General features: G+C 59.7%; 15 protein-coding genes and 4 tRNA genes. 13 read left to right on the top strand and 6 right to left on the bottom strand.

The features are described 5' to 3' along the window. Window positions 1-18: 18 nt before the first annotated feature. Complete coding sequence (locus JTY93_RS17680; RefSeq protein ID WP_205477109.1) at window positions 19-882, bottom strand: sensor domain-containing diguanylate cyclase; 864 nt, start codon at window positions 880-882, stop codon at window positions 19-21. 82 nt (window positions 883-964) lie between these two features. Then, window positions 965-2,356: an aldehyde dehydrogenase family protein gene (locus JTY93_RS17675; protein WP_205477108.1), complete on the bottom strand. Its 1,392-nt coding sequence runs from the start codon at window positions 2,354-2,356 to the stop codon at window positions 965-967. 104 nt (window positions 2,357-2,460) lie between these two features. Between JTY93_RS17675 and ptrR the strand changes: the two genes are divergently transcribed. Continuing rightward, window positions 2,461-3,375 carry a putrescine utilization regulator PtrR gene (ptrR, locus tag JTY93_RS17670; RefSeq protein ID WP_205477107.1) on the top strand — a complete coding sequence of 305 codons (915 nt, stop codon included), beginning with the start codon at window positions 2,461-2,463 and terminating at the stop codon, window positions 3,373-3,375. 301 nt (window positions 3,376-3,676) lie between these two features. Here ptrR and JTY93_RS17665 read toward each other — a convergent pair whose 3' ends face one another. Both JTY93_RS17665 and JTY93_RS17660 read right to left on the bottom strand, forming a co-directional pair. Beyond that, complete coding sequence (locus JTY93_RS17665) at window positions 3,677-3,886, bottom strand: hypothetical protein (RefSeq protein ID WP_038442076.1); 210 nt, start codon at window positions 3,884-3,886, stop codon at window positions 3,677-3,679. A 148-nt stretch (window positions 3,887-4,034) separates the two neighbouring features. Next, window positions 4,035-5,231 (bottom strand): amino acid aminotransferase, encoded by a 1,197-nt coding sequence (locus tag JTY93_RS17660; RefSeq protein WP_205477106.1) that lies wholly within the window; start codon window positions 5,229-5,231, stop codon window positions 4,035-4,037. Between the two features lie 343 nt (window positions 5,232-5,574). Between JTY93_RS17660 and uvrB the strand changes: the two genes are divergently transcribed. Next, window positions 5,575-7,590 (top strand): excinuclease ABC subunit UvrB, encoded by a 2,016-nt coding sequence (gene uvrB, locus JTY93_RS17655; protein WP_205477105.1) that lies wholly within the window; start codon window positions 5,575-5,577, stop codon window positions 7,588-7,590. Window positions 7,591-7,858: 268 nt separating this feature from the next. On the opposite strand, the gene JTY93_RS17650 is transcribed toward uvrB, so the two are convergent. After that, on the bottom strand, window positions 7,859-9,409 hold the full coding sequence (locus JTY93_RS17650) for an MDR family MFS transporter (protein WP_240344674.1): 1,551 nt from the start codon (window positions 9,407-9,409) through the stop codon (window positions 7,859-7,861). Then, complete coding sequence (locus tag JTY93_RS17645; RefSeq protein WP_205480843.1) at window positions 9,399-10,445, bottom strand: HlyD family secretion protein; 1,047 nt, start codon at window positions 10,443-10,445, stop codon at window positions 9,399-9,401. Before JTY93_RS17645 ends, JTY93_RS17650 begins: the two co-directional genes overlap by 11 nt. Window positions 10,446-10,643: 198 nt before the next feature. Between JTY93_RS17645 and gltX the strand changes: the two genes are divergently transcribed. The 11 genes from gltX (at window position 10,644) to JTY93_RS17590 (ending at window position 18,023) form a co-directional block, all read left to right on the top strand. Then, entirely contained in the window at window positions 10,644-12,125 is a 1,482-nt protein-coding gene (gene gltX, locus JTY93_RS17640; RefSeq protein WP_205480845.1) for a glutamate--tRNA ligase, read from the top strand. Window positions 12,126-12,272: 147 nt separating this feature from the next. Next, window positions 12,273-12,348 (top strand) — tRNA-Ala (locus JTY93_RS17635). A gap of 78 nt (window positions 12,349-12,426) precedes the next feature. After that, window positions 12,427-12,502 (top strand) — tRNA-Glu (locus JTY93_RS17630). A 50-nt stretch (window positions 12,503-12,552) separates the two neighbouring features. After that, window positions 12,553-12,628 (top strand) — tRNA-Ala (locus tag JTY93_RS17625). A gap of 78 nt (window positions 12,629-12,706) precedes the next feature. Next, window positions 12,707-12,782 (top strand) — tRNA-Glu (locus JTY93_RS17620). Between the two features lie 181 nt (window positions 12,783-12,963). Continuing rightward, window positions 12,964-13,503, top strand: a complete 540-nt coding sequence (locus JTY93_RS17615) for a TetR/AcrR family transcriptional regulator (RefSeq protein WP_205476630.1) — start codon at window positions 12,964-12,966, stop codon at window positions 13,501-13,503. A 30-nt stretch (window positions 13,504-13,533) separates the two neighbouring features. Further along, window positions 13,534-14,367: an alpha/beta hydrolase gene (locus tag JTY93_RS17610; protein ID WP_205476631.1), complete on the top strand. Its 834-nt coding sequence runs from the start codon at window positions 13,534-13,536 to the stop codon at window positions 14,365-14,367. A 55-nt stretch (window positions 14,368-14,422) separates the two neighbouring features. Then, a complete protein-coding gene (locus JTY93_RS17605; RefSeq protein ID WP_205476632.1) occupies window positions 14,423-14,863 on the top strand; it encodes an acyl-CoA thioesterase in 441 nt (146 codons plus the stop codon). Window positions 14,864-15,029: 166 nt separating this feature from the next. Beyond that, on the top strand, window positions 15,030-15,989 hold the full coding sequence (locus tag JTY93_RS17600) for a tRNA dihydrouridine synthase (protein ID WP_205518889.1): 960 nt from the start codon (window positions 15,030-15,032) through the stop codon (window positions 15,987-15,989). A 117-nt stretch (window positions 15,990-16,106) separates the two neighbouring features. Next, the gene (locus JTY93_RS17595) at window positions 16,107-16,556 is read left to right on the top strand and encodes an Hsp20 family protein (RefSeq protein WP_169992325.1); all 450 of its coding nucleotides are present in this window, start codon (window positions 16,107-16,109) and stop codon (window positions 16,554-16,556) included. Between the two features lie 567 nt (window positions 16,557-17,123). Continuing rightward, window positions 17,124-18,023: a hypothetical protein gene (locus JTY93_RS17590; protein WP_169992323.1), complete on the top strand. Its 900-nt coding sequence runs from the start codon at window positions 17,124-17,126 to the stop codon at window positions 18,021-18,023. The last annotated feature ends 285 nt before the right edge of the window (window positions 18,024-18,308 follow it).

Raw genomic sequence — 18,308 nt, 5'->3', positions numbered from 1 at the left:
AGGTTCGGGGCTTTCGCCTCAGCTCGCCGCGCGGTGGAGTTTTTTCACCCGGTACATATCGCCATCGGCATGGCTGAGCAGGGTGTCTGCATCTTCCCCGTCGACCGGGTACCGGGCCACGCCGATACTGCACGATGGCATCTTCACCGCGCCAAATTCGGCCCCCAGAGGCTCGGCCATGATGGCAAGGATCTGTTGCACTTTCTCGGCCACGGCATCTTCTGAATGAAGGTCGGTCAACAACACCGTGAACTCATCCCCGCCCATTCGCGCCACCGTGTCGGTCTCACGCACGCAGCTTTCCAGGCGTCGCGCAATGGTGCACAGCACGCGATCACCCGCGACGTGCCCGTGCACATCGTTGATGCCCTTGAAATCATTGATGTCCAGGAACAGCAAGGCCAGGGTGCTGTTCTGTCGGCGTGCATTACGCAGGGCCGAGTCCAGCCGATCATTGAACAGTAAGCGGTTGGTCAGGGCGGTCAGCGGGTCGTGATGGGCGAGAAAGCGCAGTTCCTCCTCGGCCTGGGTGAGGGCCGTTATATCCCGTGCTACGCCGATCCGCGCGCCGACGTCCTCGGACCAGAATGCTGCCCACAGAATATGGACGATGCCGCCATCCTTGCGGATATAGCGGTTGCGGAAGTCGACATGGGGCTGGCCGTTCATCACCCGGATAATCGAGGCTCGGGTGGTCGCCAGGTCGTCAGGGTGCATATAGTCGGTGATCACGGTCCCGGTCAGCTCGTCGGCACGGTAGCCGAGCAACGCCTCGCAGGCGTCGCTGACAAATGCAATCTGGCTGTCCCTGTCGACCACGAAAACCGTATCCAGCATCAGATGGATCAGTTTGGGATAGAGCGCTTGCAGGTCAACGGGCATAGGTCAACGCAGTCCAGTTCAAATAACGGCCTGATCATATCCTGAACCCGCATGCTGGCAATGAGGAATCTTGACGATTGGCCTACCGCCGATCTACCCATACCGTCTGTGCATTGCAGAACTCTCGTACGCCAAAATGTGACAATTCGCGGCCAAACCCACTCTTTTTCACCCCGCCAAACGCCACCCGAGGATCGGACACGCTGTAGGCGTTGATAAAGATCCCGCCGGTTTCCAGCTGGGTGGCGATTTCTCGGGCCTTGGCCGGATCGTTGCTGAAGATGCTCGCGGTCAGGCCGAACTCGCTGTCGTTGGCCAGGGCTACCGCATGGTCGGCGTCGCGGGCGCTGATGATCGAGGCGACGGGGCCAAACAGTTCCTGTTTGAAGGAGGTCATCTGGTCGGTGACATTGGCCAGTACGGTGGGGGCGTAGTAGTTGCCCGGCCCTTCGATGGGATGGCCGCCGAGCAACAGGGTGGCGCCTTCTTCCAGGGTGGCCTGGACCTGGCCGTGCAACTCGTCACGCAGGTCGAAACGGGCCATGGGGCCGATGTAGGTGTCGCTGGATGTCGGGTCGCCCATCACCAGTTGGCGGCTGGCTTCGAGGAACTTGGCGGTGAAGGCTTCGACCACGCCTTGCTCGATGATCAGGCGCTTGGCGGCGGCGCAGACCTGGCCGGAGTTCTGGAAACGGCCGATCACGGCGGCTTGTACGGCGGCGTCGAGGTCGGCGTCGTCGAGCACGATGAAGGGGTCGCTACCGCCCAGTTCCAACACGCACTTTTTCAACGCGGCGCCGGCCTGGGAGCCGATGGCGATACCCGCTCGCACGCTGCCGGTAAGGGTCACGGCGGCGATGCGTGGGTCAGCGATGGCCTTGGATACGCCGTCCGGGGTGACGTTGATCACTTCGAACAAGCCCTCGGCGAAGCCGGCTTTTTGGAAGGCTTGTTTCATCAGGTAGGCGCTGCCCATCACGTTGGGCGCATGCTTGAGCACGTAGGTATTGCCGCTGAGCATGGTCGGTACGGCGCCGCGCAGTACCTGCCAGACCGGGAAGTTCCACGGCATCACGGCGAGGATCGGGCCCAACGGGCGGTACTCGATCCGGGCGCTGCCGTTGTCCACCAGCGTCGGCTCCGGTGCAAGCATGGCCGGGCCATGGGCGGCGTACCACTCGGCCAGCAACGCGCACTTCTCGATTTCGCCACGGGCCTGGACGATGGGTTTGCCCATTTCCAGGGTGATCATTTGCGCCATCTCCTCAGCTTGCTCGCGCAGGGCGCCGGCCAGGGCCAGGAGCAATTGGGCGCGTTGCGCTACGGGCGTGTTGCGACCATTGGCAAAGGCGATGCTGGCGCGGGTGAGGGCGGCGTCCAGTTGCGCGGCGGATTCGTACGGGTAGCTGCCGACGGTTTCGCCATTGGCGGGATTGATCGACAAGGCATGGGTCTGGTGAGAGAGAGCGTTCATGGCACCGTCCTGCGCAGTATTTGGGAAGGTGCCCAGCGTACGGGGCTGCATCTTTTCCGGGAACTGAATAATATTAAGCGATACGTTCACGATTGGAGAATGACTTGGATCTGGTGCAACTGGAAATTTTCAAGGCCGTGGCCGAGCAGGGCAGCATCAGTGCCGCCGCGCAGTTGATTCACCGTGTGCCGTCGAACCTGACCACGCGCATCAAGCAACTGGAGCAGGACCTGGGCGTCGAGCTGTTTATCCGTGAGAAAAGTCGACTGCGCCTGTCGCCTGCCGGCTGGAATTTCCTGGGCTATGCGCGGCGGATTCTCGACTTGGTGCAAGAGGCCCGTGCCACCGTGGCGGGGGAGGAGCCCCAGGGGCCATTTGCCCTGGGTTCGCTGGAGAGCACCGCCGCCGTGCGTATCCCGGCGTTGCTCGCAGCCTATAACCAGAAACACGCCAAGGTCGAACTGGACCTGAGCACCGGGCCCTCGGGGACGATGATCGAAGGCGTGCTATCGGGCCGACTGGCGGCAGCGTTTGTTGATGGCCCGGTGCTGCATCCGACCCTGGAGGGGGTTGCGGTGTTTGAAGAAGAGATGGTGGTGATTGCGCCGTTGCATCATGGGCCGATCACCCGTGGGCAGGATGTGAACGGGGAGAGCATCTACACCTTCCGTTCCAACTGTTCGTACCGGCACCACTTTGAGCGCTGGTTTTCCCAGGACGGTGCAGTGCCGGGGAAGATTTTCGAGATGGAGTCGTACCACGGCATGCTCGCCTGCGTCAGCGCCGGCGCGGGTTTGGCGTTGATGCCACGCAGCATGCTGGAGAGCATGCCGGGCTTTACCACGGTGAGCGTGTGGCCGTTGGCGGACGAGTTTCGCCTGCTGAACACCTGGTTGATCTGGCGCCGGGGCACGGTGTCGCAGAGTCTGGACAGTTTTGTGCAACTGCTCGAGGAGCGGACCCATTGTGGCGAGCGGGCTAGCCCCGCGCTGGGCTGCGAAGCGGCCCTAAACCCCTAGCAATAAGTAGTGGGGCTGCTGCGCAGCCCAACGCGGGGCAAGCCCGCTCGCCACGGTGGGTTTTTGTCAGCTAGCGAATCGTCAATTTCGCCATCAGTGGCGTGGTGCCCAACTGCGCCAGACAAAGGCGTGTGGCCGTTGGAGGATGAATACTCGGGACCTCATGTGGCGAGCGGGCTTGTCCCGCGCTGGGCTGCGAAGCGGCCCTAAACCCCTAGCGCGGTGTTTTTGCCTGAATAAGTAGTGGGGCTGCTGCGCAGCCCAGCGCGGGGCAAGCCCGCTCGCCACAGGGTGGGGAGGGTCAGCCACCGAACTGCAGGGTGCCCATCGCCAATTTGGCCATCAGCGCTGTGGCGCCCAATTGCACCAGCCACAAGGCCAGGCCGCCGAGGAAGACGCCCAAGGCTACTTGCAGGACCAGGCTTTTTTGCCGCTTGGCTTGAGGTGCGCGCGGGGTGAAGTGGTCCAGTTCGTCGCGGTCGGCACGCAGGTCCAGGTCGTCGTTTCTCATAGAAAGTCTCATCGCAAAGGGCAGTCTTGCTTCAGTCTAAGGGGCTTGCCTTGCCAGCGCTGAGCTTTTTGTAGGAGCGGGCTCCTACAGGGGCAAGGCATAAAAAAGGGGAAGCCGCTGGCTTCCCCTTTGTACCTCGCGATCAGGCTTACAGCACCTGCACAATCGCCTTGGTCACCGCATCGATGTTCGCCTGGTTCAACGCGGCCACGCAGATGCGCCCGGTGTCGAGGGCGTAGATGCCGAACTCGCTGCGCAGGCGGGTGACTTGCTCTACGGTCAGGCCGGAGTAGGAGAACATCCCGCGCTGGCGACCGACGAAGCTGAAGTCATGGCCTGGAGCAGCCTTGGCCAGTTCGCTGACCATCTGCTCGCGCATGCCGCGGATGCGCAGGCGCATTTCGGCCAGTTCGGCTTCCCACTGCGCGCGCAGTTGCGGGTTGTTGAGCACCGCCGCCACGATCGCCGCGCCGTGGGTCGGCGGGTTGGAGTAGTTGGTGCGGATCACGCGCTTGACCTGGGACAGGATGCGCGCGCTTTCTTCTTTCGATTCGCTGACGATGGACAGTGCACCCACGCGCTCGCCGTACAGCGAGAACGATTTGGAGAACGAGCTGGACACAAAGAAGGTCAGGCCTGACTCGGCGAACAGGCGCACGGCGGCGGCATCTTCGTCGATACCGTCGCCAAAGCCCTGGTAGGCCATGTCGAGGAATGGCACCAGGTTCTTGGCCTTGACCACTTCCAGTACGTCTTTCCAGTCGGCCGGGCTCAGGTCGACGCCGGTCGGGTTGTGGCAGCAGGCGTGCAGCACGACGATGGACTGGGCGGGCAGGGCGTTGAGGTCTTCCAGCAGGCCGGCACGGTTCACATCGTGGGTGGCAGCGTCGTAGTAGCGGTAGGTCTGCACCGGGAAGCCGGCTTTTTCAAACAGTGCCTGGTGGTTTTCCCAGCTTGGGTCGCTGATGGCGACGACGGCGTTGGGCAACAGTTGCTTGAGGAAGTCGGCGCCGATCTTCAGCGCGCCGGTGCCGCCAACGGCTTGGGCGGTGATCACACGGCCAGCGCTCAGCAGCGGCGAGTCGGTACCAAACAGCAGCTTTTGCACGGCCAGGTCGTAGGCGGCAATGCCATCGATCGGCAAGTAGCCACGGGCGGCGTGTTGCGCCACGCGAATGGCTTCCGCTTCGGCAACGGCACGCAGGAGTGGAATTTTCCCCTCCTCGTTGCAGTAAACGCCTACGCCAAGGTTGACCTTGGTAGTACGGGTATCGGCGTTGAATGCTTCGTTGAGGCCCAGGATAGGATCGCGTGGTGCCATTTCGACAGCGGAGAACAGGCTCATTTTTGCGGCAGCTCTATGGGGGAATGGAGGGACGTGTCGCGCTCCAGCCGAATGCACTAGAGCGGTGCACAAACGGGGAGCTAGTATAGAGGCCAACACCGCTCGCGGCGACAGCCGAAATGGCTTTTCGGCCAAGTTTTTCGGTTTATTTATCGACCGTTAGTCTTATTGCAACATTGATGGCTGTGGGCGTGTAGGACTATTACCTTGAAACCCCTCACATTCGCCTCCACTTCTACAGCTATCATGGTTTTTTCCTATGGCCTGCTCTGAAGTTATGCGGGCTGTGGTCTTTTTCGTCCCCGACGGGTTTACAGTCTGGGGTGACTTCAAGAGGTACGTTATGTCGGATTTCCAACTAGTCACCCGCTTTGAACCTGCTGGCGACCAGCCCGAGGCCATTCGCCTGATGGTCGAAGGCATCGAGGCCGGCCTGGCGCACCAGACGCTGCTCGGGGTGACCGGTTCGGGCAAGACCTTCAGCATCGCCAACGTGATCGCACAGATCAACCGCCCAACCCTGGTGCTGGCGCCGAACAAGACCCTGGCCGCGCAGTTGTACGGTGAGTTCAAGGCGTTTTTCCCGAACAACGCGGTGGAGTACTTCGTTTCCTACTACGACTACTACCAGCCCGAAGCCTATGTGCCGTCTTCCGATACCTTTATCGAGAAGGATGCGTCGATCAACGACCATATCGAGCAGATGCGGCTGTCGGCGACCAAAGCGCTGCTGGAGCGCAAGGACGCGATCATCGTCACCACCGTGTCGTGCATCTACGGCCTGGGCAGCCCGGAAACTTATCTGAAGATGGTGCTGCACGTCGATCGCGGCGACAAACTCGACCAGCGCGCCTTGCTGCGGCGCCTGGCGGATTTGCAGTACACCCGCAACGACATGGACTTCGCCCGCGCGACTTTCCGCGTGCGTGGCGATGTGATCGATATTTACCCGGCTGAATCGGACCTGGAAGCGATTCGTATCGAGCTGTTCGATGATGAAGTCGAGAGCCTGTCGGCCTTCGACCCGTTGACCGGCGAAGTGATCCGCAAACTGCCGCGCTTCACCTTCTATCCAAAAAGCCACTACGTGACCCCGCGTGAAACCCTTTTGGATGCCATGGAAGGGATCAAGGCCGAGCTTGCCGAGCGCCTCGAGTACCTGCGCGCCAACAACAAACTGGTGGAAGCCCAGCGTCTGGAACAGCGCACGCGTTTTGACCTGGAGATGATCCTCGAGCTGGGTTACTGCAACGGCATCGAAAACTACTCGCGCTACCTGTCGGGTCGTGAGTCCGGTGCGCCGCCGCCTACCCTCTACGACTACCTGCCGGCAGATGCGTTGCTGGTGATCGACGAATCCCACGTTAGCGTTCCGCAAGTCGGCGCCATGTATAAAGGCGACCGCTCGCGCAAGGAAACCCTGGTGGAGTACGGCTTCCGCCTGCCTTCGGCGCTGGATAACCGTCCGATGCGCTTTGACGAATGGGAAAGCATCAGCCCGCAGACCATCTTTGTGTCCGCCACGCCGGGCAACTACGAGGCCGAGCATGCTGGGCGGGTGATCGAGCAACTGGTGCGCCCCACCGGCCTGGTGGACCCGCAAATCGAAATCCGCCCGGCCCTGACCCAGGTCGATGACCTGCTGTCGGAAATCACCAAGCGTGTCGCCCTGGAAGAGCGGGTGCTGGTCACCACGCTGACCAAGCGCATGTCCGAAGACCTTACCGATTACCTGGCCGACCACGGCGTGCGTGTACGTTACCTGCACTCGGACATCGATACCGTGGAACGTGTAGAGATCATCCGCGACCTGCGTCTGGGTACCTTCGATGTGCTGGTGGGGATCAACCTGCTGCGTGAAGGCCTGGACATGCCCGAGGTGTCGCTGGTGGCGATTCTGGACGCGGACAAGGAAGGGTTCCTGCGCTCCGAGCGCTCGCTGATCCAGACCATCGGCCGTGCGGCGCGTAACCTCAATGGCCGTGCGATCCTGTATGCCGACCGTATCACCGGCTCCATGGAGCGGGCCATCGGCGAGACCGAACGCCGTCGCGAGAAGCAGATTGCGTTCAACCTGGCCAATGGCATCACTCCCAAGGGCGTGTTCAAGGACGTGGCCGACATCATGGAAGGCGCCACCGTGCCCGGTTCGCGCAGCAAGAAGCGCAAGGGCATGGCCAAGGCTGCCGAAGAAAACGCCAAGTACGAAAACGAACTGCGCTCGCCGAGTGAAATCACCAAACGGATCCGCCAGTTGGAAGAGAAAATGTACCAGTTGGCGCGGGATCTGGAGTTTGAAGCGGCGGCGCAGATGCGCGATGAGATTGGCAAGTTGCGTGAGCGGTTGCTGACTGTCTGATTTGTGCTGACTGTTGGGGCCTCACCCCAGCAGCGGTATTACACAACACTCAGACACCAACGAACTTCCCTGTGGCGAGCGGGCTTGCCCCGCGTTGGGCTGCGAAGCAGCCCCCAAAAAGCCCGCCGCGTTTCTTCAGATAAACCGCGATAGGCGGGTTTAGGGCTGCTTCGCAGCCCAACGCGGGGCAAGCCCGCTCGCCACGGGGGAGTTCATTAGTTTGTGAAAGTTGTGTAGATATCGATGCTCATCGCAGGTAAGCCTCGGCCTAATGAGCTTCCCCCGCCTTGAGCCCCGCCGGCAACGCCTTGGTCAAAAAGATCGCCAGCATACTCACCGCCAACGCCAGCCCGACAAAGTGAAACGCATCGTTATAGGCCATGATTTGCGCCTGTTGATGGGCGATTTCACTGAGCTTGGCCAGCGCCGCCGTTTCATTGCCAAACGTCTGCGTCAGCGTCGCCATGCGTTCGGCCACCTGCGGGTTGGTGGGCACAATGGCCTCGCGCAGGTAGTCAAAGTAGGTCTTGGTCCGTGCATCCAGTAATGTCGCCAGCAGCGCAATGCCGATGGCCCCACCCAGGTTGCGCAGGATGTTGAACAGGCTCGACGCCGAGCCCGCGTCCTGGGGCAGGATGTACGCCGTGGCTATCAACGAAATCGTGACCATGATCAGCGGCTGGCCGAGGGCGCGGATGATCTGGATCTGGTTGAACTGGCTGCCGGCAAAGTCCGGGTTGAGCACGCCCGAGGAAAAACTCGCGAAGCCAAACAGGCCAAATCCTAGTGCGCAAAGCCACTTCGGTGACACGTACTTCATCAGTTTCGGCACCAGCGGGATCAGGAACAGCTGTGGCACGCCCATCCACATGATCACTTCGCCGATCTGCAGGGCGTTGTAGTCCTGGATCTGCGCCAGGTACAGCGGCAGCAGGTAGATCGAGCCATACAGCCCCACGCCCATGCCCAGGCTGGAAATGCTGGAAAGTCCAAAGTTGCGGTTGGCCAAGATGCCCAGGTTGATCAGCGGGTTGGGCTTGGACAGTTGCACGATAACGAAGGTGATCAGACTCAGCAGGGCGATGCTGCCCAGGCTGACGATCAGGCTCGACTCCAGCCAGTCCTTGCGATGCCCTTCTTCAAGAAACACTTGCAGACAACCGAGGCCCACGGCCAGGGTCAGGATGCCCATGTAATCGGTGCTTTTGAGTAGCTCCCAGTGCGCGGCCTTTTTCTCCAGGCCGTATAGCAGGCCGGCGATCATCAACAGGCCTGGCGGTACGTTGATATAGAAGATGTATTCCCAGCCCCAGTTTTCGGTGAGCCAGCCGCCGATGGTCGGGCCGATGGACGGGGCGAAAGTGGCGGTCATGGCGAACATCGCCATGCCCTTGGCGCGGTGGTGTTCGGGCAGTTTGATCAGGGTCAGGGTGAAGGCCAGCGGGATCAGCGCGCCGCCGGTAAAACCTTGCAGGGCGCGGAACACAATCATGCTTTCCAGGCTCCAGGCCATGGAGCACATCAGCGAGGCGATCAGGAAACCCACCGAAACCCACACCGCCAGGCGCCGTGCCGACAGCAACTGCACCAGCCAGGCGGTGAGGGGGATCATGATGATTTCGGCGACAAGGTAGGAGGTGGAAATCCACGAGCCTTCTTCCAAGGTGGCCGACAACGCGCCCTGGATATCCTTGAGCGAGGAGTTGGTGATCTGGATGTCGAGCACCGCCATAAAGGCGCCGAGCATCACGCTCATCACCGCGATCCAGTCGCGCCGGGTCGGTTCGCCGACCGGGCGCAGCAGTTGATCACCGGCCATGGTCAGGGTCTTGGATCTGCACTTTGACGGTCACCGACATGCCGGGGCGGATCTTGCCGTGCAGTGGGTTGTCGGCGGCGAAGGTGAGTTTTACCGGAATACGCTGTACGACTTTGGTGAAGTTGCCGGTGGCATTGTCTGGCGGCAATAGGCTGAACTGCGCACCGGAGGCGGCGAACAAACTGTCGACGCGGGCTTCGATAGGGGTGTCGCTATAGGCATCGAAGGTCAGTTCGGCTTTTTGCCCAGGGGCCATGTGGCCGATCTGGGTTTCCTTGAAGTTGGCCTGGATCCAGATGTCCTGGTCGGGAACGATGGACAGCAGATACGCGCCGGCCTGCACATATTGGCCGTTGCGCGCGGCGCGTTGACCGATCAGACCGCTGATGGGCGCGTGGATTTCGCTGCGGGTCAGGTTCAGCTCGGCCTGGGCGAGGTCGGCGCGGGCGTTGGCGATCTGCGCGTCGAGGCGCTTGATTTCGGCGTTCAGGGCGCTGACCTGCTGGCGCTGGCCTTGCAGGTCGGCCTGAGCCTTGGCGACCTGGGAGCGGGCGATATGGTTGTCGGCTGAGAGGGTGGTGACGCGTTCTTCCGAGACATAGCCGGGCTTGCGCAGGGTTTGCGCGCGGGACAAGTCGATCTGCGCGCGGCCCAGGGTCGCCTGGCTGGACGACACCTGGGCATCGGCGGCGGCGATCAGGCTGGCCTGCTGGGTCAGCTTGCTCGTGGCCTGCAAGCGTTCGGCTTCGCGGGTGGCGAGGGCGGCGTTGGCGCGATCGATGGCAAGCAGGAAGTCGTCCTGTTCCAGAATGACCAGCAACTGGCCTTTTTCCACGTGCTCGTTATCGCCGACCTTGACCTCGGCAATGCGTGCGCCGAGCTGGCTGGAGACCCGGGTGATCTCGCCCTGCACGTAGGCGTTGTCGGTGCTTTCATAAAAGCGCCCCTTGAAGAACCAATGGGCGAAGAAGCCCGCGGCGATCAGGGCGACGATGAACAGGAAGATAAACAGGCGGCGTTTGAGTTGAGCAGGCATGGCGGCGCAGTGTCAGTTACAAAAGGTAATGGAATATAGCCAGCTAACGATCTGGCAAATAGCTATGTCGAGGTTCCAGCCCCAACCTTGGCTTATATGCCCTTTGTTGATCGGCCCACGCTGGAGCCGGGGGGCTTGGGGCTGTTACCATTCGCCCCTTGTTTTATTTTCAGCTTTATTGCCCATTCGAGACCCGCCATGACCACCGTCCGCACGCGCATCGCGCCATCGCCTACTGGGGATCCCCACGTCGGTACTGCCTACATCGCCTTGTTCAACTACTGCTTTGCCAAGCAGCACGGCGGTGAATTCATCCTGCGGATCGAAGACACGGACCAAGTGCGTTCGACCCGTGAGTCGGAACAGCAGATTTTCGACGCCCTGCGCTGGCTGGGCATTACCTGGGCGGAAGGCCCGGATGTTGGCGGCCCACACGGTCCGTATCGCCAGAGCGAACGCAGCGACATCTACAAGAAGTACACCCAGCAACTGGTCGATATGGGCCACGCCTTCCCGTGCTTCTGCACCGCCGAAGAACTGGACCAGATGCGCGCCGAGCAACAGGCCCGTGGCGAAACCCCACGCTACGACGGCCGCGCGCTGCTGCTGTCCAAGGAAGAAGTAGCCCGGCGTCTTGCCGCGGGCGAGCCTCACGTGATCCGCATGAAAGTGCCGAGCGAAGGCGTGTGCGTGGTGCCTGACATGCTGCGTGGTGACGTGGAGATCCCTTGGGATCGCATGGACATGCAAGTGCTGATGAAGACCGACGGCCTGCCGACGTACTTCCTGGCCAACGTGGTCGATGACCACCTGATGGGCATCACCCACGTGCTGCGTGGCGAAGAATGGCTGCCGTCGGCACCCAAGTTGATCCTGCTCTACGAATACTTCGGCTGGGAGCAGCCGCAGTTGTGCTACATGCCGCTGCTGCGTAACCCGGACAAGAGCAAGCTGTCCAAGCGCAAGAACCCGACCTCGGTGACGTTCTACGAGCGCATGGGCTTTATGCCTGAAGCGATGCTCAACTACCTGGGCCGCATGGGCTGGTCGATGCCGGACGAGCGCGAGAAGTTCTCCCTGCAGGAAATGGTCGATAACTTTGACCTGTCCCGCGTCTCGCTGGGCGGGCCGATCTTCGATATCGAGAAGCTGTCGTGGCTCAACGGCCAATGGTTGCGTGACCTGCCAGTGGAGGAGTTTGCCAGCCGTGTGCAGCAGTGGGCGTTGAACCCTGAGTACATGATGAAGATCGCACCGCTGGTACAGGGCAGGGTGGAGACGTTCAGCCAGGTTGCACCGTTGGCCAACTTCTTCTTTGCCGGTGGCGTGAGCCCGGATGCCAAGCTGTTCGAGTCCAAGAAGCTCTCGGGTGACCAGGTTCGCCAGTTGATGCAGTTGATCCTGTGGAAGCTCGAAAGCCTGCGCCAGTGGGAAAAGGATGCCATCACCGCCACCATCCAAGCCGTGGTCGAATCCCTGGAATTGAAACTGCGCGATGCCATGCCGCTGATGTTTGCTGCGATTACCGGGCAAGCCAGTTCGGTGTCGGTACTGGATGCGATGGAAATCCTTGGTCCTGACCTGACCCGTTTCCGTCTGCGCCAAGCCCTTGATTTGCTTGGCGGTGTGTCGAAGAAAGAAAACAAGGAATGGGAAAAGCTGCTGGGCGCTATCGCTTAAGGAGCTTGTTGAAACGACGAAACCCAGGTTTTCCGGGGTTTCGTCGGTAAGTGATTGTTATCCCGGCAAAAAAGTTTGGAAATTGTTGAAAATAAATTTGACACGTTTCCAAACCACCATTAAGATTCGCCCCGTCCTCACCGATGAGGGGCTATAGCTCAGCTGGGAGAGCGCTTGCATGGCATGCAAGAGGTCAACGGTTCGATCCCGTTTAGCTCCACCAATTTACAGGTTCAAGGTCTGGCCACACCGTCCTTGAATCGATCAGAACTCAGCTCTGATCAGTTGTACAGAAGGTTTTGTCCCCTTCGTCTAGTGGCCTAGGACACCGCCCTTTCACGGCGGTAACAGGGGTTCGAGTCCCCTAGGGGACGCCAGTTTCAACAAGCAGTTCGCAAGGTCTGCTGCGTCGCGAGACGAAAAATCCGGGGCTATAGCTCAGCTGGGAGAGCGCTTGCATGGCATGCAAGAGGTCAACGGTTCGATCCCGTTTAGCTCCACCAATTTACAGGTTCAAGGTTCCGGCCACACCGTCCTTGGATCGATCAGTCTCAGCCTGATCATGTGTATAGAAGGTTTGTGTCCCCTTCGTCTAGTGGCCTAGGACACCGCCCTTTCACGGCGGTAACAGGGGTTCGAGTCCCCTAGGGGACGCCACGATTACCCGCTCTGCGGGATTTTTAAGGGTCATTCAATTATTGAATGACCCTTTTGTTTGTCTGGCGTTTGGGTTTCTCCCTCCCTCTTCAAAATACCTCTTCTGACCAACGGTCGAATTCACCGCTTGCTAAAAAGTATTATGCAGATAATATTTTAACCGTAATATTCGGAGGCCGTCATGAGCGATAAAAAAGCGCAAACCCGTGAACGTATTCTGCAGGCCGCCAGCTCCGCGCTGATCCAGCGTGGCCCGGCCGAACCGAGTGTGGGTGAAGTCATGGGGGCGGCGGGGCTGACCGTTGGTGGCTTCTACGCCCACTTTGAAAGCAAGGACGCCCTGATGCTGGAGGCGTTCGAGCAACTATTGGCGCGGCGTCGGGCATCTATCGACGATATGGACCCCAGCCTGACAGGCGAAGAGCGCCGAGCCCTGGTCGCTGCGTTCTACCTCTCGCGCAAGCATCGCGATTCTACCGCCCAAGCCTGTCCGATCCCGGCCACGGTTGGCGAGATGAACCGTCTGCCGGATGAGTTTCGCGACGTATTGAACCAGCATGTCGAGTTGATGGCCGCGCAACTGGCCGCCAGCCCGGAAGACACCGACAAGGCCCTGGCCGACATGGCCTTGATGATTGGTGGCCTGGCATTGGCCCGGGCCTTGGGGCCAGGCGAATTATCGGATCGTGTATTGCGCGCCTCCAAGTCGGCAGTGCGCTGAACAAGGCTTGTGAGCCTGGGGAGTGAATGGATGAGCACCTTAAGCTGGATTCGCCGCGTCAACGGCACCTTGGGCAGGCTGGCCCCGCAAACTATCGCCAATCAGATGCGTCGCGCCTTCATGACGCCGCGTGACTTGCCGCCGCGTGATTGGGAGTTGCCATTGCTGGCGCAGGCCGAGCGCGTCACCTTGCGCTTTGGCCTGTCGGCCTTGCGCTGGGGCCAGGGCCCGGCGGTGCTGATGATGCATGGCTGGGAAGGGCGACCGACCCAGTTCGCCAGCCTGATCGACGCACTGGTGGGCGCGGGTTACTCGGTGATAGCGCTCGACGGTCCGGCCCATGGTCGTTCGCCGGGCCGCGAAGCCCATGTGGTGCTGTTTGCCCGGGCGATGCTGGAAGCTGCTGCTGAGTTACCGCCCTTGCACGCGGTGGTGGGCCACTCCATGGGGGGGGCCAGTGCGATGCTGGCCATCCAGTTGGGCCTGCGCACCAATGCGCTGGTGAGCATTGCTGCCCCTTCACGCTTGCTCGATGTATTGCGTGGCTTTGCCGGGGTGGTCGGCATGCCGGAGCGAGCGCGCACGGCGTTTATCCAAGAGGTCGAGTACTCGCTGGGCATCCCGCTCAAGCATCTGGATGTCGCCCACTACCAAATGAACATTCCGGGGCTGATCGTGCATGCCGAAGATGACACCTTCGTTCCGGTCAAGGCCTCGCAGATGATCCATGAGGCCTGGTTCGACAGTCGCCTGTTGCGTCTGGAGCAGGGCGGGCACCAGAAAGTCCTGGCCGACCCAAGGGTGGTCGAAGGTGTGCTGGCGCTGCTCGCCGGCTGCCGTGAGCCGGCGCGGCAAACCGCTTGAGCCGAACGATGGGTTACACTGCTCCCCGCCGACATTAATCGACCGGGAGCAGGGCATGGGCTGGGACTTGGCAAAGCCGTTTATCATCGATCTGCAGGTGGCCCCTGAGGACATCGACGGCCTGGGGCATGCCAATAATGCCGTCTACGTGTCATGGCTGGAGCGTTGCGCCTGGCGCCACTCCCAGCGCCTGGGCCTGGACCTCACCGAGTACCGGCGCCTGGACCGGGCCATGGCGGTTGTGCGCCATGAGATCGACTACCTTGCGGCGGGCTACGAAGGCGACGAGTTGCAATTGGCCACGTGGATTGTCGACTGGGACCAGCGCCTGAAAATGACCCGGCGCTTTCAACTGATGCGCCCCAGCGATGGCACTACCTTGTTGCGTGCGCAAACCACCTTTGTCTGTATCGAGCTCTCCAGTGGCAAGCCCAAGCGCATGCCGGCGGAGTTTATCGAGGGCTATGGCGTGGCGCTTACGGCATCGTCCCTGTAGGGGCGAGCTTGCTCGCGAAGAGCGTCAACGATAACGCGGTCGATCAGTTTTACCGTGTTGTCTGGGCGTTTTTCGCGAGCAAGCTCGCTCCTACATGGGCGGTAGGGTTAACGGTTGCTGTGGGAAACCCAGTAAACTGCGCCACGTTTTTCGTTGAGTGTTTTCCATGCAAATTGCCTTGGCGCCCATGGAGGGGTTGGTCGACAACATCCTTCGGGACGTGCTGACCCAGGTTGGCGGTATCGATTGGTGCGTGACCGAATTTATCCGGGTCAACGACCGCCTGCTGACCCCGGCCTATTTCCACAAGCTTGCTCCTGAACTCCTGCACGGCGCCAAGACCGCTGCGGGCGTGCCGTTGCGCGTGCAGTTGCTCGGTTCCGACCCAGTGTGCCTGGCGGAAAACGCCGCGTTGGCCTGTGAGTTGGGTTCTGAGGTTATTGACCTGAACTTCGGCTGCCCGGCCAAGACCGTCAACAAATCCCGTGGCGGTGCGGTGCTGCTCAAGGAGCCGGAGCTGCTCAACCAGATCGTCGAACATGTGCGTCGCGCCGTGCCTGCGCATATTCCGGTGACCGCCAAGATGCGCCTGGGCTTCGACAGCCCGGATGGCGCACTGGTGTGCGCCACGGCCCTGGCTGAAGGCGGCGCAGCGCATATCGTGGTGCATGCGCGAACCAAGGCCGATGGCTACAAGCCGCCTGCGCACTGGGAATGGATCCCGCGGGTGCAGGACGTGGTCAAGGTGCCGGTATTTGCCAATGGTGATATCTGGAGTGTCGAGGATTGGCGGCGCTGCCGTGAGATCAGCGGGGTCGAAGACATCATGCTGGGTCGCGGCCTGGTAGCGCGTCCCGATCTGGCCCGACAGATCGCTGCTGCGCGCGCAGGTCACGAGGTGGTGCAAATGACCTGGGAGGACATGCAGCCCATGCTCCAGGAATTCTGGAGGCAGTCCGTGGCGCAATTGACTGAGCGCCAGGCACCGGGTCGCCTGAAGCAGTGGCTGGCCATGCTGACGCGTAACTACCCGCAAGCTGTGGAGCTGTTTACCGCGTTGCGCAGGGAAACCGACCTTCAGCAGGTCAGCCGTTTACTCGGAATGCCCCACCCGCAAGTGGCCTGAAATTTTTCCTACGGCCTCTCTTGAAATGTAATTGGCGGTCCTTATCTAGGGATTACACGATGCCGAATTCGGGTCGTGGAGATAAAGAACCTTGCTGATATTTCAGGAGATTTGACCATGAGTACTGCATTTTCCCTGGCGCCGCTGTTCCGCTCGTCCGTGGGTTTCGACCGTTTCAATGACCTGTTCGAGACTGCACTGCGCAATGAGCCGGGCAGCAGCTACCCGCCCTACAACGTCGAGAAGCACGGCGACGACGAGTACCGCATTGTCATCGCGGCTGCCGGCTTCCAGGAAGATGACCTAGAGCTGCAGGTAGAGAAGGGCGTATTGACCGTCAGTGGCGGCAAGCGCGATACCAAGGCTGAGAGTGTCACTTATCTGCATCAAGGCATTGCCCAGCGCGCCTTCAAATTGTCGTTCCGCTTGGCGGATCACATTGAAATCAAGGCGGCGGACCTGAGCAACGGCTTGCTGAGTATCGACCTGTTACGGGTGGTGCCGGAAGAAGCCAAGGCCAAGCGCATTCCAATCAATGGCGCGCAGAAGCCGGCTTTGCAACATTGAGTTCATGTTTTTAAGTTTTTCATTTCCTCTGAAAAGGGCGCCTCTGGCGCCCTTTTTTTGTTTAAGGCTTTGCTGGATGAGCACGTAATTCAGTCGCTCTCGGTGAAGTTCATGTTTGGTTTTGTTATTCAGTCTGGTTTATTAAGAGCAGGTATATGTAACGTAATTGTAGTGCCAGTCAGTTGAGGGTGTGAGTACGACTATTTGTTTTTCGATTTTTTATAGAGTGGCAACAGTATTAACGCGCGGTGAATAGCATGGGCGCTGTAAAGGAAGTTCAAGTAATCATATCGTTTTTTTTCATGGGCGCTGTTTATTAGCGGGTATGACATCGCTTTTTTCAGGGGAAGCCCTTGGGTAGCAGGTTTTTTGCAGATGTCCATGGGTAAAAGTCTGAAGTTTTCTTTTGATGTCCTTATGTTTTTCGCGATTTCTGGAACTAGAACGTTTTTTGCTCCACGAATCTAGGGACTTCGAAGCGATGACCGCCGTTTCAAGTTGTAAGTAACTAGTGTTCGTTAGGGGTGTTTGAACACCCTGGTGCTGTTCTGAGAAGAGGAATGAATAATGTCTTATCTGTCTTTTAATAATCCTCCAAGTGTTATTGTCCCCAATCGCCCACTTGACCTGCCGTCACCGATGCCAGTACCCATGCCCCTTGGGGAGGGGAATAAGTTACTGGGTAATAAACCAACGGTTTTGCCTGAAAATAATCGCCCTGTAGAGGTCGGCCGTAACGGCGTAGCCTTCAGTGCGGAAGCATTTTCAAAACTGTTTGATATGTTTGAGCTTGTTTTCAAAGCGATGCGAGACATGTTGTCTGGCAAGAAACCTTCACTTGAACCCACACTTTTTGACAAGGTGCTGACCACTGGACAGGACGCAAAAGTGCAGGTCGAAGCTGATAAGCGTCCGCAGAAGAATGGACTAATCGCGGACAAACCGGTGGCGCCCGGCAAGGACCTCAAGGTGCTGTCCGACAGCAAGCCTGCGATCCCAGGTGCGGATGCCAGAGTGAAGTTGGAAGGCGGCAAGCAATCTGTGGTGGTGCCCGATATCACGATTATGCCAAAGGTTGCGGGTACCGATTCCAAGGTGTCGTCTGACACCGTGGTGCGGGTGAACCTCGATCTCAACATAAACAATTGCCACTGCCCGGAGGACCCTCGACCTACGGTGCCAGTGCGACCCCATCCCCGGCCCTCGCCGATGATCGACACTCATATCAGGCCCGACCTGGTGCACAGGCCGACAGTATTCGTGAACGACAAACACATAAAGCCCGGTTTAGTGCCTGATCGGGCAGTACCGGAGCCTCACGTGCACGTACGTCCTGAGGTTCTCCCCCGGCCAACACCTGCGGTGCCGCAGCATAACCCTGTACCAGAACCTGATCTGACGTCCCCGGGCCCTGGTCGTGGCCCAGATGAAATAGGCAGGGCACGGGGTTTTTCTCGCCGGGTCTAGGGCATCCATTGCGGCAATAAGCACCAACTCCAGTTGTTGGTTTCAATCAGTTGCTTCTCCGGTCAAGTGACGGCCGGAGGGGCACTTTGTGGGAGAACAAATGATGTCTGTTTTAAGTGTTTACAGTACTTCAAATGCTATGTGCGATTGTTCAGCAAGGACGCAGGGTAGTTTAAAAACTGTGAGCCAAACACCCAGGCGGCATAACGCGAGTGTCATTGGCGTATCCCGCCATCTTGCTGAAAATAACAAATCAACGGGTTTCAGTAATTACTCGGAAAGCCT

This window comes from Pseudomonas hygromyciniae (assembly GCF_016925675.1).
In the GTDB taxonomy this organism is placed as follows: domain Bacteria; phylum Pseudomonadota; class Gammaproteobacteria; order Pseudomonadales; family Pseudomonadaceae; genus Aquipseudomonas; species Aquipseudomonas hygromyciniae.
The sequence above is the reverse complement of the archived record's forward strand: the minus strand, read 5'-3'. Positions and strand labels throughout refer to the sequence as shown.